Genomic DNA, 13,395 nt, shown 5'->3' with positions numbered 1-13,395 from the left:
CTTTAGGGAATCTTTGCTTCTGGCCGGACGTTGGCCGGGTATAGAACGCAGCTGCGGAACGAGGTGCCTGGGGATGGCAAGGCCTACGGGGAGTCGCACGCAGGAGCAGCACGTCGCTGATCGCGATCTGCTGGGGACATACCTGGCCGAGATCGGCAGGGTCCCGCTGCTCACGGCGGAGGAGGAGGTGGAGCTCGCCAAGCGGATCGAGGCGGGCCTCTTCGCCGAGCAGCTGCTCGACAGCGGGGGCACGGAGCCGCGCATCGGGGATGCGGCCGACGAGGAGCTGGAACGGCTGGCCATCTCGGGCCAGCGCGCCAAGGAGGAGTTCATTCAGGCCAACCTGCGCCTCGTGGTGGCGGTGGCCAGGAAATATTCGGGGCGGGGGATGCCGCTGATCGACCTGGTCCAGGAGGGGAACCTGGGCCTGGTACGCGCGGTGGAGAAGTTCGACTACCGGCGGGGGTACAAATTCTCCACCTACGCCACGTGGTGGATCCGGCAGTCGGTGGGGCGGGCCATTCACGAGCAGGCGCGTCCCGTACGGCTGCCCACGCACGCCGGCGAGCAGATGACCCGGCTGATGCGGGTCCGCCGCGACATGCTGGCGGAGTTCGACGCCGAGCCGACCGACGACGATCTCGCCGGGATCCTCGACCTGCCGATCGAGCGGGTCCGTGAGCTGCGCCGCTGGGCCTCCGACCCGGTGTCGCTGCAGCTCGGGGTGGGCGACGAGGACGAGACGGAGCTCGGCGACATGATCGCCGACGAGACCTGGGCCGATCCCGAGCAGCAGGCCATCGAGATCCTGGAGCGCGAGCGGCTCGACGAGTGGCTGACCGGGCTCGAAGGCGTCACCAGCGAGATGCTGCGCTGGCGTTACGGGCTGCTCGACGGGCGCGAGCACACGCTGACCGAGGTGGGAGAGCGCTACGGCATCGGCCGTGACCGGGCCCGCCGCATCGAGCGCGACGCCCTGGCCCGCCTGCGCAAGATGGCCACGGCCGCCGCCTGACCCGCCCTGCCGTCCCCCCGGGCCGCCGTTCGGCCCGGCGGCTGAGGCGGCATGCGGTTCGGCCCGGCGGCTGTGGCGGCACGCCGCCTGACCTGCCGTCTCACCCGGTCGCGGCTCGGCCCGCCGGGCGCGGCGGCGTCCTGGTCAGTCCGTGCGCAGGAGGCGGTGGAGGAAGTCCTCGACGGCCGCCTCCGCCGTGGCGTGGTCGCCGCCCCGCGCCACCAGCAGCGCGCTCTCGTTGACGGCCGCCAGCAACATGTGCGCGTGCAGGTCGAGAAACTCGGCCGGCACCGCGCCCGACGCCTCCAGCGCCGACTTGAGCATGCCGAACGAGTAGCGCTCCTCCAGCGCCCGCCACCGCTCCCACCCCAGCACCGCGGGGGCGTCGATGAGCACGATGCGCTTGACGACGGGGTCGCCGGCCAGCCGGATCCAGGCCAGCACGCCGGTCCGCAGCGCCTCCGCGGGGCTCGCGGAGCCGCGCACCGCCTGCACGATCTTGGCTCCCACCGCCGCCTCCGTGGCCTCCAGCACCGCCTCGAACAGGGCTTCCTTGCCCGCGTAGTGGTGGTAGAGCGCCCCCCTGCTCAGCCCCGACTCCTGCAGCACCGTCTCGATCGAGGTGTCGTCGTAGCCGCGCTCGGCGAACAGCCGCGTGGCGATCGTCAGGACCCTGTCGCGGGTGGCCGCGCCGCGCTCCGCCTTGAGGTTCATGCGTCCACCATAGACAAACCGACCATCGGTCGGTAATTTCATAGACCGACAGTCGGTTTGTGAAGGGGGATCATCATGGACGGCATCAGCTACGTGGACGTCGGAGAGGGGCCGGTCGCGCTGTTCGTGCACGGCGTCGGCACCAGCTCCCACCTGTGGCGCAACGTCATCGCCGAGCTGCGCGAGGAGCGCCGCTGCGTGGCCGTCGACCTGCCGTTACACGGCGGCAGCGCGTCGCGCGACGACCTGTCGATCCCCGCCCTGGCGCAGGCGGTCGAGGAGCTCTGCGAGCACCTCGGGCTCACCGGGATCGACCTCGTCGCCAACGACACCGGCGGCGCGGTGGCCCAGGTCTTCGCCGTACGCCACCGCGACCGCCTGCGCACGCTCACCCTCACCAACTGCGACGTGCACACCAACACCCCGCCGGAGGCGTTCCTGCCCACGGTGGAGCTGGCGGCCAAGGGCGAGCTGGCCGCGCTCATGGAGGTGCTGCTCGACCGGCCGGAGCTGCTCTCCCGGACCGCCTTCGGCGCCGGCTACGAGCGCATCGACGACCCGGAGGCGCTGGTGGAGGCGTACATCAGGCCGATCCTCGGCAAGCCGGGCGGCGGGCGCGCGTTCGAGCGGCTGCTGACCGCCATCGACGCCAAGGACCTGATCGCCATCGAGCCGCTGCTCACCGTGCTGGCCGTTCCGACGCTCGTGGTCTGGGGCACCGGGGACCCGTTCTTCGACGTGAGCTGGGCGCGCTGGCTGCGTGACACGATCCCGGGGGTGCGGGAGATCGTGGAGATCGACGGCGGGCGGCTGTTCTTCCCCGACGAGCGGGCCGCCGAGCTGGTGCCGCATCTGCGACGGTTCTGGGCTCAGCCTTAGGCGTTGTCGCGGGCTCGGCTTCCGGCGTGCCGGGGCCCGGCCTTGGGCAGGTTGCGGGCTCATTCTTGGCCGGTTTCCGGTCGGTCCGGAAGGTTTTCGGTCAGGACCCGTGCGGCGGATCGCCGTCATAGGCTCGGGCGTATGCATGTTGAGACGCTGCGCCGCTATCCGGTCAAGTCGATGCTGGGCGAAGAGGTCGCCGAGAGTGAGGTGAGCGAGCGCGGGCTCGCGGGAGACCGGGCGCGGGCCGTGCTCGACGTCGCCACCGGGAAGATCGCCAGTGCGAAGAACCCCCGGCTCTGGCGCGCGCTGCTGACGATCGAGGGCGGCCGCGCGCCGGGCGACGCGGAGCTGTCGGAGCTGCTCGGGCGCGAGGTCCGGCTGATCGACGTGCCGCCGGAGGGCGCCGAGCTGGAGCGGTCGGTCCCGGAGCGGGTGCTGGCCGAGGGGATCGAGGCCGAGGTGCCGCACACGATGACCACGATCGGCACGGGCTCTCCCGAGGGCACGTTCTTCGACTTCGCGCCGCTCCATCTCATCACGACCTCCACCCTCGACCGGATCGGCGCGCTCGGCCCGCGCGGGCGGGTCGAGGCCCTGCGCTACCGGCCCAACCTGGTGATCGCGACGAAGCCGGAGGGCTTCGTGGAGAACGACTGGGTGGGGCGGGAGCTGCGGGTCGGCGACGACGTGGTGCTGCACGTGATCGTGGCCAGCCCGCGCTGCGCCGTGCCGACGCTGGCGCACGGCGCGCTGGAGCGCGACACCGACGCGCTGCGCACGGTGGCCCGGCACAACCGGGTGCGGGTGTTCGACCTGGAGGCGCAGGCGTGCGCCGGCGTGTACGCGCGGGTCGTGCGCCCCGGCCTGATCAGGAAGGGCGACCCGGTCCGCCTCACCTGACCGGCCCCGGCCGGGAGCCGGAACGGGCGGGGCCGGTCCGGCTCCGGTCACATGATCCGGCGTGCCTCGCCCGGCCGCCCCGCCTGATCATTCCCTGCCGGGGTCAGACCAGGGGGGTCAGGTGCTTGTCCAGGTCGTCGAGGATCTTGCCGGCCGCCGTGACGCCGATCCCGAGCATCCAGATCTCGTCGTCCACGGCGTGGGCGTTGCCGGACTTGACCGCTTCGAGGTTCTTCCACAGCGGCCCGCCGGTGACCCCGGCCTGCGTCTTGGCCGCGGCCTCGCCGTACGCGCTGTAGAAGATCGCGTCGGCGTCGGCCTTGGCGATGTTCTCCTGGCTCAGCTTGCCGAAGCGCTTGTCCTCCTGGCCGGCGAGCCGCTGCGCCTCGGGCCTGGGGATGCCGGCGTCGCCCACGACGATGCCGCTGAACGACTCGGGCCCGTACATGCGGATCTCGGTCGGCATGAACCGCACGATGCCGACCTGCAGCTTCGAGAACTTCTTCCCGACCTCCCCGGCCCGCGCCTCGTAGGCGTCGAGGAGCTGTCGCGCCTGGTCCCGCTTGCCCAGCGCCTCGGCGTCGAGCAGGAAGTTCTCCTTCCAGGTGACGCCCACCCGCTCCGTGAACACGGTCGGCGCGATCGGGGCGAGCTTGTCGTAGAAGGCGGCCTGGCGGAACTTGGAGCCGAGGATCAGGTCCGGCTTGAGCGCCATGATGGCCTCGATGTTGAGCTGCTGGAGCGTGCCCACGGGCTTGGTGGCCGACAGCGACGGGCCGAGGTACTCGGGCCAGGTCTGGTTCTCCTGGGCTCGCGCCGCGCCGACGGGGGTGAGCCCGAGCGAGACCATGGTGTCCAGTTTGTCGGTGTCGAGCACGACGACCCGCTTCGGCGCCATGGGGACCTTGGTCTCGCCCATGGCGTGCTTGACGGTCCTGGTGGGACCCGCCTCTTGGGCGGTGGTGGCGCTCCCGCACGCGGTGAGCGTCAACGCGGTGAGCAGGGCGGCGATGGCCGGCCGGAGGCGCATGAGAAAGTCCTTGATCGCTTAGGTAAGGCAAGCCTAAGTATGGCACGTCCGATCTGACGCGGCCGGAAAGAGGGCTGTGAAAGGCCCGAAACCATCGCGAAACACCGGCGCGGCGAGATTCACGAATGCGAAACACACCTGGTCAAGCCACGAAACCCCAGGAGAACACGCTGTGGCCACACGTCACATGCAAGAAGGAGGGTCGCTTCGATGATCGACAGCGGCACTACCGCCTGGATGCTCGTATGCACCGCCCTGGTGCTGCTGATGACTCCGGGCCTCGCGTTCTTCTACGGGGGTATGACCCGGGCCAAGAGCGTCCTGAACATGATGATGATGTCGTTCGTGAGCATCATCGTCGTGACGGTCGCCTGGGTCCTGTACGGCTACTCCCTCGCGTTCGACACGGCCGGCGACGGGAGCGGCTTCCTCAACAAGATCGTCGGCGGGCTCGACTACGTCGGTCTGAGCGGGGTCTTCAACGCCGTCTATGAAGGACTGATCGTCGAAGGCGGCAGTGTGACCGCCGAGGCGGCCGCCGCCGACAACTTCCCGCTGATGGTGTTCTCCGCCTTCCAGCTCACCTTCGCCATCATCACGGTCGCGCTGATCAGCGGCGCCATCGCCGACCGGGCCAAGTTCGGCGCGTGGGTGCTGTTCTCGCTGGTGTGGGCCACGGTGGTCTACTTCCCCGTCGCCCACTGGGTGTGGGGCGGCGGCTGGCTCACCCAGCTCGGCATCGAGGACTTCGCCGGCGGCACGGTCGTGCACATCAACGCCGGCGCCGCGGCCCTCGCGCTCGCGCTCGTGCTGGGCAAGCGCCAGGGCTGGCGCAAGGAGCCCATGCGGCCGCACAACCTGACCCTGGTGCTGCTCGGCACCGGCCTGCTGTGGTTCGGCTGGTTCGGCTTCAACGCCGGCTCCGAGCTGGCCCCCGACCAGACCGCCGGCCTGGCGTTCATGAACACGCAGGTCGCCACCGCCGTCGCCGCCGGCGCCTGGCTGGTGGTGGAGAAGCTGCGCGACGGCCACGCGACCACGCTCGGCGTCGCCTCCGGCGCGGTGGCCGGCCTGGTCGCCATCACGCCCGCCTGCGGCTTCGTGGACCCGTGGGCCGCCGTGCTCATCGGCCTGCTCGCCGGCGTGGCCTGCGCCTACGCCGTGGGCCTGAAGTACCGGCTGGGCTTCGACGACTCCCTCGACGTGGTCGGCGTGCACCTGGTCGGCGGCGTGGTCGGCGCGATCGCGCTGGGCTTCGTGGCGGCCTACCCGTTCCTGCCCGGCCAGAACAAGGGCATCCTGATCGAGGGCGGGCAGATCAGCCAGCTCGGCCTCCAGGTGCTCGGCCCGGTCGCGGTCGGCGGCTACTCCTTCGTGATGTCCTGGATCATCGGCAAGGTGATCGACAAGACCATGGGCTTCCGCGTCAGCGAGGAGGCCGAGGTCGCCGGCATCGACGTCTCCACGCACGCCGAGACCGGCTACGACCTCGGCACGGTCTACGCCTCCGGCGTGAGCTCACCCAACGGTCCCGCCGCACCCGCTCCCAAGAAGGTGGACGCATGAGGCTCATCACGGCGATCATCAAGCCCTTCAAGCTGGATGACGTGAAGGCCGCGCTGGAACAGTTCGGCATCAAGGGCATGACCGTCAGCGAGGCGAGCGGCTACGGCCGCCAGCGCGGTCACACCGAGGTCTACCGCGGCGCCGAGTACCAGGTCGACCTGGTGCCGAAGGTCCGGCTGGAGGTCCTCGCGGAAGAGGATGACGCCGAGGACGTGATCGACGTCATCGTCAAGGCGGCCCACACCGGCAAGATCGGCGACGGCAAGGTCTGGTCGGTGCCGGTGGACACCGTCATCCGGGTCCGCACGGGAGAGCGGGGTCCGGAAGCCCTGTGACGCGCGCGCAGCCAGGCCCGGCCGACGGCGTCCGGGCACGGCACCACAGGGTTTCCACGACGGATCCGCGGCGCCGCCCGGACGACGGAGTCCGGGCGACGCCGGGCAAGGGGGCGAAGCAGTGAGGGGAGAGGCCCGTTCGTACGCCGCGGCCCGCAAGGAGCGGACCACGGACACCGACCGCTGGCTCAAGGATCTCTTCCGCACGGCCAGCGACGGCGACCACGTCTCCCTGGTCGCCGTCGGCAGCCTGGGCAGGGGCGAGCCGGCGCCCGGCAGCGACCTGGACCTGGTGCTGCTGCACAACGGCAGGGCCGACGTGGCCCGGATCGCCGACCGGATCTGGTATCCGATCTGGGACTCGGCGATCGGCCTCGACCACTCCGTGCGCACGGTGGACGAGGCCGTCTCCGTCGCCCGCCAGGACCTCAAGGCCGTGCTCGGCCTCATCCAGGCCAGGCACGTGGCCGGTGACCCCGACCTGACCAGGAAGGCCAGGGAGGCGGTGCTGGCCGAATGGCGGGCCGACTCCCGGCGCCGGCTCGGCGAGCTGCGCGACGCCTCCGACCAGCGCGCCCAGACCAGCGGCGAGCTGGCCTTCCTGCTGGAGCCCGATCTCAAGGACGGGCGCGGCGGGCTGCGCGACGTGCAGGCGATGCAGGCCGTGGCCGCCGCCTGGGTCGCCTCGGCGCCGGGCCCGCGGGCGCGGGAGGCGTACGAGTTCATCCTCGACGTGCGGCACGCGCTGCACCTCGTCACCGCCCGCGGCACCGACCGGCTGGTCCTCCAGGAGCAGGACGCGGTGGCCGGGCTGCTCGGCCTGCTCGACGCCGAGGCGCTGATGCGCCGGCTCGCCGAGGCCGGGCGCACCATCTCCCACGCCTTCGACGGCACCTGGCGCACGGTTGACAGGCTGCTGTCAGGGCCCGCTCCGCGGGGCCGCCGCCCGCTGGCGGACGGCGTGGTCGAGCACGGCGGAGAGGTGGTGCTCGCCAGGGGGGTCAACCCGCGCAGGGACCCGGTCCTGGTGCTGCGCGCCGCCGCCGCGGCGGCCGACTCCGGGCTGCCGCTCGCGCCCGCCACGGTCTCCATCCTGGCCGCTCAGTCGCCTCCGATGCCGGTGCCCTGGCCCGAGGAGGCCCGCGACGCGCTGGTGTCGATCCTCGGCGCGGGCCGCGCCGCCGTGCCGGTGTGGGAGGAGCTCGACCAGGCGGGCATCCTTGTCAAGCTGCTTCCTGACTGGGAGCGCGTACGCCACCGCCCGCAGCGCAACCCGATCCACCGCTTCACGGTCGACCGCCACCTGATCGAGGCCGCCGCGAACGCCGCCGGTCACACCCGCGAGGTCTCCCGCCCCGACCTGCTGCTGATCGCGGCGCTCCTGCACGACGTGGGCAAGGGGTGGCCGGGCGACCACTCGGCGACCGGCGAGGTCGTGGTCCGCGACATCGGCGCCCGGATCGGCCTGCCCGCCCAGGACGTCGAGACGCTGGCCACCGTCGTACGCCACCACCTGCTGCTCCCCGAGACCGCCACCCGCAGGGACCTCGACGACCCCGTCACGATCGAGAAGGTCGCCGCCACGGTCGGCTCGCGGGAGGTGCTCGACCTGCTGGCCGCGCTGGCGGTCGCCGACGGCCAGGCGACGGGGCCGGCCGCCTGGAACAGCTGGAAGGCCGGTCTGGTGGCCGACCTGGTACGCCGGGTCAGGTCCGTGCTGGCCGGATCGCCCCCGCCCAAGCCGCCGACCCTGTCGCCCGAGCAGGCCGCGCTGGCCCGGCACGGCGGCGGCGCGGTCCGGGTCAACGGGGGAGCGGTCACGGTCGTCGCCCCCGACCGGATGGGGCTGCTGTGGAGCGCCGCCGGCGTGCTGTCGGCGCACCGGCTCGTCGTGCGCTCGGCGTCGTCGGCGTCCGCCGGCTCCACGACGGTGATCGAGTTCTCCGTCATCCCGGAGTACGGCTCCCCTCCCGACCCCGCGACGCTGGAGGCCGACCTCCGTCTCGTCCTTGCCGGCCGTCTTGACATCGAGCAGCGGCTGGCCCGGCGCGCCCGGTCGATGCGGCCGCCCCGCGTACCCGTGGCTCCACCTCGGGTGACACTGGTCGAGGACGCCTCCGCGACGGCCACCGTGGTGGAAGTCAGGGCCCATGACAGGCCGGGGCTCCTGTGGCGGATCGGGCGGGCGTTCGGCGAGTGCGGTCTTGACGTGAGAGCCGCTCGCGTGGAGACTCTCGGCGCGGAGGCGGTGGACGTCTTCTACGTTGTGGACCGCGCTGGTCGCCCCCTCAGCGACGACGCGCAAAGGGCTCAAGTCCGCGATCAGGTCCTTGCCGCACTGCGATAACCAACAGCACACAACTGGCGGTCGCATTTGTAACGATTGTGTCCGATATGCCTGTTAAGTCAGATGCTGCGGATACTTTGTGACCGGCTTATAGCCCGTGACGAACGGGACGAATGAGGGGTAGCGGGAGCGGTGACTACGGGGAGTTCGGGCGGCGGGCCGGCCGCGCGGCAGGACCGCGCGAAGCGGTCACTGCAGCGGTTCGGCCTGAGAAACTGGCGGGTGCGGTGGCGGCTCACCGCGCTGATTCTGGTGCCCACCATCGTCGGCGTCGTGCTCGGGGGAGCGCGCGTGGTGGAGTCGGTCCAGAGCATCGAGGACTACGACCGCACGGCCACCGCGGCCGAGCAGGCGGGCCGCATCCGTGATCTGGTCCAGGCACTCGGCCTGGAGCGTGACACGGGCGGCTGGATCGGCGCGAGCCGCGCGATGCGCAAGCCGCTCGCCGCCGACTACAACAAGCGCAAGGCCGCCGTCGACACGCTCGTCAAGACCGTGCGCAGCGACCTCGACACCATGGACGAGTCCTACGGGCCCCGCGTGGTCAAGGCCGCCGAGCAGGCCCGATACGACCTGGGCCGGCTGGCCAGGGTCAGGGCCGAGGGCCAGGCCAACACCATCCGCTACGACTTCCTCACCGACACCCTGCTCAAGCTGCACGACGAGCTGGCCCTGCTGTCGGACGACTCGCAGATCGTCGGCCAGTTCCGCGCCCTGAGCGCGCTGGCGGCGGCCAAGGAGGAGATCTCCCGGCAGCGCGTCCAGCTCCTCCAGGCCAGCTACGACTCCGACCGGGTCGACGCCAACGAGGTCGAGCAGTTCATCGCCTCCAACGCCCGCCAGGAGAGCGACATCGCCACCGTGGGCGCCGAGGCCGGCGTCGAGATCGGCCTGCAGCTGTCCAAGGCGCTGACCTCCGAGCCCAAGTACGTCCTCGTCCAGCTCACCAAGGCCCGCGCGATCACCCTGGCCAGCGGCCGGGAGCCCGGCGCGCGCATCACCGACAACCTCATCTCCGCCAGCGGCGACCGCAAGGAGTGGTTCAACAACAACACGGCCGCCATCGAGGTGCTCCAGGGCGTCGAGAAGGACCTGGCCGACCGGGTGAACCTGCGCAGCCAGGACCTGCGCTCCGCCGAGATCCGCAACGCCATCATCACCGGCGCACTGATCGTGGCGCTGCTGCTGGTCGTCCTGCTGCTGACCGTCGCCATCGCCCGCTCCATGGTCACCCCGCTGCGCCGGCTGCGCACCGAGGCCCTGGAGGTGGCCGGCTTCCGGCTGCCCGACGTGGTCCGCCAGCTGCGCGTCAGCGGCGACACGACCGTACGCGACGTGCAGCCCATCGAGGTCGAGGGCAACGACGAGATCGGCGAGGTGGCGCGGGCCTTCGACCAGGTGCACCGGCAGGCCGTGCGGCTGGCGGGCGAGGAGGCCGAGCTGCGCAGCAACATCAGCTCGATGTTCGTCAACCTCTCGCGCCGCACCCAGACGCTGGTCGAGCGGCAGATCTCGCTGATCGACGGCCTGGAGAAGGGCGAGCAGGACGGCGGCCGGCTGGCCGACCTGTTCAAGCTCGACCACCTGGCCACCCGCATGCGCCGCAACTCCGAGAACCTCCTGGTCCTGGCCGGCCACGAGGCCACCCGCCGGCGCAGCCAGCCGGCCAAGCTGGTCGACGTCGTACGCGCCGCGCTGTCGGAGGTCGAGGGCTACGAGCGCGTCCAGGTCAAGGTGCACCGGGCCACCTCCGTGCTCGGCAGTTGCGCGAACGACCTGGTCCACCTGGTCGCCGAGCTGGTCGAGAACGCCATCCAGTTCTCCCCGAACAACTCCCAGGTCACGGTCACCAGCAGCCTCATCGAGGGCGGCGGCGCGCTGCTGTCGGTCAGCGACACCGGCATCAGCATGACCGAGGAGGAGCTGGCCGAGGCCAACCGCCGGCTGGCCGAGCCGCCCGTCGTGGACGTCTCGGTCTCCCGGCGCATGGGCCTGTTCGTGGTCGGCCGGCTGGCGCTGCGCCACGGCATCCGGGTGCAGCTGCGCAAGGGCGAGGGCGCCGGCCTGATCGCCATGGTGCTGCTGCCGCCCGCGCTGATCGCCGACGGGCTCCAGCAGCCGCTGCCGCAGCGGCCGGCCTTCGGCGGCGGCACCGTGCCGGCCCAGGCGGCGCCGCTCGCGCCGTCCTCGCCCAACGGGTCGTTCAGGTCGTTCGCCAGCTTCGACTCCTTCGAGTCGGGGCCGCTCAGGCAGGGGCCGCCCGAGAACGGCCGGCCGCGGCACGCGGGCGCGCCGGGGCAGGGGTTCGGGACGTTCGACAGCGCCCCGGGCGCGCCGGCGGGACCGGGAGCGTTCAACGGCGGGCCGCAGGAGACCGGCGCGTTCAACGGCGGGCCGCAGGAGACCGGCGGGTTCGGCGGGTCCCAGGGGCCGGCCGGCGCGCTCGGCGGCGGGACCCAGCCGCCCGCGGCGTTCAACTCCGACCCGGGCAGGCCGGGCCTCGGCGGCTTCACCGCGGACACCGACGGCGGCTCCCACCGCCGGCAGCCGGCCTCGTTCGACTCCGGGGCCTACCCGTCGTACCCGAGCGCGCCGTCGCAGCCATCCGGTAACGGCGCGTTCCAGACGCCGCCCCCGTCGTACCCGACCAACGAGGTGCGCGCCCCCGAGCCGGCGGCGCCCTCCGTGGACGTCTCGCCGATGGAGCAGGAGCGGGAGGAGTTCCTGCCGATCTTCGCCTCGGTCGAGTCGGCATGGTTCCGCAGGCCACCGGGCGAGGGCGGGCCGCAGCCCGCCGGTGGCGGCGAGAACGACGGTGAGGCCACGCCCGCGCAAGCCGTACCCTCTGGGGAGGAAGCGTGGCGAACGGCCGCAGACGCCGGATGGCGCGCGGCGGCCAAAGCCAGCGATCCCAGCCTCGGCGGCATCACCGCCGCCGGGCTCCCCAAACGAACCCCGAAGGCCAACCTGGTGCCGGGCACGGCAAGCCAGCCCGCGCAGAAGCAGCAGCCGCAGGCGCAGGCGCCGGTGCCCCCGGTCTCAGCCGACCGGATGCGCAGCAGGATGGCCAGTTTCCAGCAGGGTGTTCGGCGGGGTCGCCAGGAAGTACGTGGACAGGAGGAACAGAGTGAGTAAGCGTCCCGCCGGGGAGGATGCGTGACAACCCTTAGCCACGAGGCGCACAGGTTCGACTGGCTGATCACCGACTTCGTACGCAACACGCCCGGAGTCGCCCACGCCGTCGTCGTCTCGGCGGACGGGCTCTGCCTGGCCGCCTCGGAGGGCTTCCCTCCGGACCGGGCCGACCAGCTCGCCGCGGTCTCCGCCGGCCTGCTGAGCCTGACCGTGGGTGCGTCCAGGGTGTTCGAGGGCGGCGCGGTGACGCAGACCGTCGTGGAGATGCAGCGCGGCCTGCTGCTGGTCATGGCGATCAGCGACGGCTCCGTGCTGACGGTTCTGGCGGGTCCGGATTGTGACATGGGCCTGGTGGCGTACCAGATGACCTTGCTGGTAGACAGGGCGGGGCAGGCGCTCACCCCGGCCCTTCGCGCGGAACTCCAGGCCGCCAGGACCCGGTGATGTGATGGAACTGATGGGAGCGGGCCGTGTACGGCACTGACGGAATCGGGGAAGACGAGCCCCTGTTCCGTCCTTACGCGGTGACGGGCGGCCGGTCTGAGCCGCGTTATCACCTCGCGATGGAGACGTTGATCTCCTCGATGTCGATCCCGGACGACGAGATGGCCATGCTCACCCCCGAGCAGGAGGCCATCATGCAGCTGTGCAGGTCGTTCCGGTCGGTAGCCGAGATCTCGGCCCTGCTCCGCGTCCCGCTGGGCGTGGCCAGGGTGCTCGTGGCGGACATGTCCGACGAAGGGCTCGTCCGCCTGCACCAGCCACGCCTCAGCCAGGGACAGCCAGACCTCAACATGCTCGAAAGGGTGCTCAGTGGACTACGCAGGCTCTAGCCCTGGCCTCACGTCGACGAAGATCGTCGTGGCCGGGGGCTTCGGTGTCGGTAAGACGACGTTCGTGGGGGCGGTGTCGGAGATCCTCCCGCTCACCACTGAAGCGGTGATGACCGACGCGTCCGCGGGCATCGACGACCTCGGCCTGACGCCGAACAAGCAGACCACGACCGTGGCCATGGACTTCGGCCGCCTGTCGCTCGACCGTGACCTGATCCTCTACCTGTTCGGCACGCCCGGGCAGCACCGGTTCTGGTTCATGTGGGACGACCTGGTCAAGGGGGCGATCGGCGCGGTCGTCCTGCTCGACACGCGCCGCCTGGCCGACAGCTTCCCGGCCATCGACTACTTCGAAGAGGCCAAGCTGCCGTTCGTCATCGGGGTCAACGGCTGGGACGGGCAGTTCCTGCACTCCGACGAGGAGGTCAGGGAGGCGCTGGCGCTGTCGCCGCAGGTGCCGATCGTGCGCACCGACGCGCGCAACCGCGAGTCGGTCAAGGCGACGCTGATCTCGCTGGTCGAGCACGTGGTGCGCACGCGCGCCACGCCCGTGCACTGACCGCCCTCCCCTCCGGTGGGACCGGCCGCACCGGTCCCACCGCACGCTGACGACACCCGCGCTGACGACACCCGCGCTG

Annotated in this window: 12 protein-coding genes; 10 read left to right on the top strand and 2 right to left on the bottom strand. The window is 71.6% G+C overall.

Annotated features, from left to right (window positions below):
• The first annotated feature begins 73 nt into the window (after positions 1-73).
• Positions 74-1,015 carry a sigma-70 family RNA polymerase sigma factor gene (locus tag IO39_RS03865; RefSeq protein ID WP_043616040.1) on the top strand — a complete coding sequence of 314 codons (942 nt, stop codon included), beginning with the start codon at positions 74-76 and terminating at the stop codon, positions 1,013-1,015.
• Positions 1,016-1,159: 144 nt separating this feature from the next.
• Here IO39_RS03865 and IO39_RS03860 read toward each other — a convergent pair whose 3' ends face one another.
• Entirely contained in the window at positions 1,160-1,729 is a 570-nt protein-coding gene (locus IO39_RS03860; protein ID WP_043616036.1) for a TetR/AcrR family transcriptional regulator, read from the bottom strand.
• Positions 1,730-1,804: 75 nt separating this feature from the next.
• Between IO39_RS03860 and IO39_RS03855 the strand changes: the two genes are divergently transcribed.
• Both IO39_RS03855 and IO39_RS03850 read left to right on the top strand, forming a co-directional pair.
• Positions 1,805-2,608 (top strand): alpha/beta fold hydrolase, encoded by an 804-nt coding sequence (locus IO39_RS03855; protein ID WP_043616034.1) that lies wholly within the window; start codon positions 1,805-1,807, stop codon positions 2,606-2,608.
• A gap of 141 nt (positions 2,609-2,749) precedes the next feature.
• Entirely contained in the window at positions 2,750-3,511 is a 762-nt protein-coding gene (locus tag IO39_RS03850) for an MOSC domain-containing protein (RefSeq protein ID WP_043616032.1), read from the top strand.
• A gap of 103 nt (positions 3,512-3,614) precedes the next feature.
• Here the strand turns inward: IO39_RS03850 and IO39_RS03845 are convergent, their stop codons facing one another.
• A complete protein-coding gene (locus IO39_RS03845) occupies positions 3,615-4,541 on the bottom strand; it encodes an ABC transporter substrate-binding protein (protein WP_043616030.1) in 927 nt (308 codons plus the stop codon).
• Positions 4,542-4,751: 210 nt separating this feature from the next.
• Here IO39_RS03845 and IO39_RS03840 point away from each other — a divergent pair, with 210 nt between their 5' ends.
• From IO39_RS03840 to IO39_RS03810, 7 genes are all read left to right on the top strand, one after another.
• Positions 4,752-6,107 carry an ammonium transporter gene (locus IO39_RS03840; RefSeq protein WP_043616027.1) on the top strand — a complete coding sequence of 452 codons (1,356 nt, stop codon included), beginning with the start codon at positions 4,752-4,754 and terminating at the stop codon, positions 6,105-6,107.
• On the top strand, positions 6,104-6,442 hold the full coding sequence (locus IO39_RS03835; protein WP_043616024.1) for a P-II family nitrogen regulator: 339 nt from the start codon (positions 6,104-6,106) through the stop codon (positions 6,440-6,442). The genes IO39_RS03840 and IO39_RS03835 overlap by 4 nt, the downstream gene beginning before the upstream one ends.
• A gap of 121 nt (positions 6,443-6,563) precedes the next feature.
• Entirely contained in the window at positions 6,564-8,789 is a 2,226-nt protein-coding gene (locus IO39_RS03830; RefSeq protein WP_043616020.1) for a [protein-PII] uridylyltransferase, read from the top strand.
• A 132-nt stretch (positions 8,790-8,921) separates the two neighbouring features.
• Positions 8,922-11,924 (top strand): sensor histidine kinase, encoded by a 3,003-nt coding sequence (locus IO39_RS03825; protein WP_084772226.1) that lies wholly within the window; start codon positions 8,922-8,924, stop codon positions 11,922-11,924.
• Positions 11,925-11,945: 21 nt separating this feature from the next.
• Positions 11,946-12,368 carry a roadblock/LC7 domain-containing protein gene (locus IO39_RS03820; RefSeq protein ID WP_043616017.1) on the top strand — a complete coding sequence of 141 codons (423 nt, stop codon included), beginning with the start codon at positions 11,946-11,948 and terminating at the stop codon, positions 12,366-12,368.
• Between the two features lie 26 nt (positions 12,369-12,394).
• Complete coding sequence (locus IO39_RS03815; RefSeq protein WP_043616014.1) at positions 12,395-12,757, top strand: DUF742 domain-containing protein; 363 nt, start codon at positions 12,395-12,397, stop codon at positions 12,755-12,757.
• 28 nt (positions 12,758-12,785) lie between these two features.
• Positions 12,786-13,316, top strand: a complete 531-nt coding sequence (locus IO39_RS03810; RefSeq protein ID WP_245641798.1) for a GTP-binding protein — start codon at positions 12,786-12,788, stop codon at positions 13,314-13,316.
• The last annotated feature ends 79 nt before the right edge of the window (positions 13,317-13,395 follow it).

The sequence above is a fragment of the Nonomuraea candida genome, assembly GCF_000725485.1.
Classification (GTDB): domain Bacteria; phylum Actinomycetota; class Actinomycetes; order Streptosporangiales; family Streptosporangiaceae; genus Nonomuraea; species Nonomuraea candida.
This window is presented reverse-complemented; position numbering and strand designations above follow the sequence as displayed.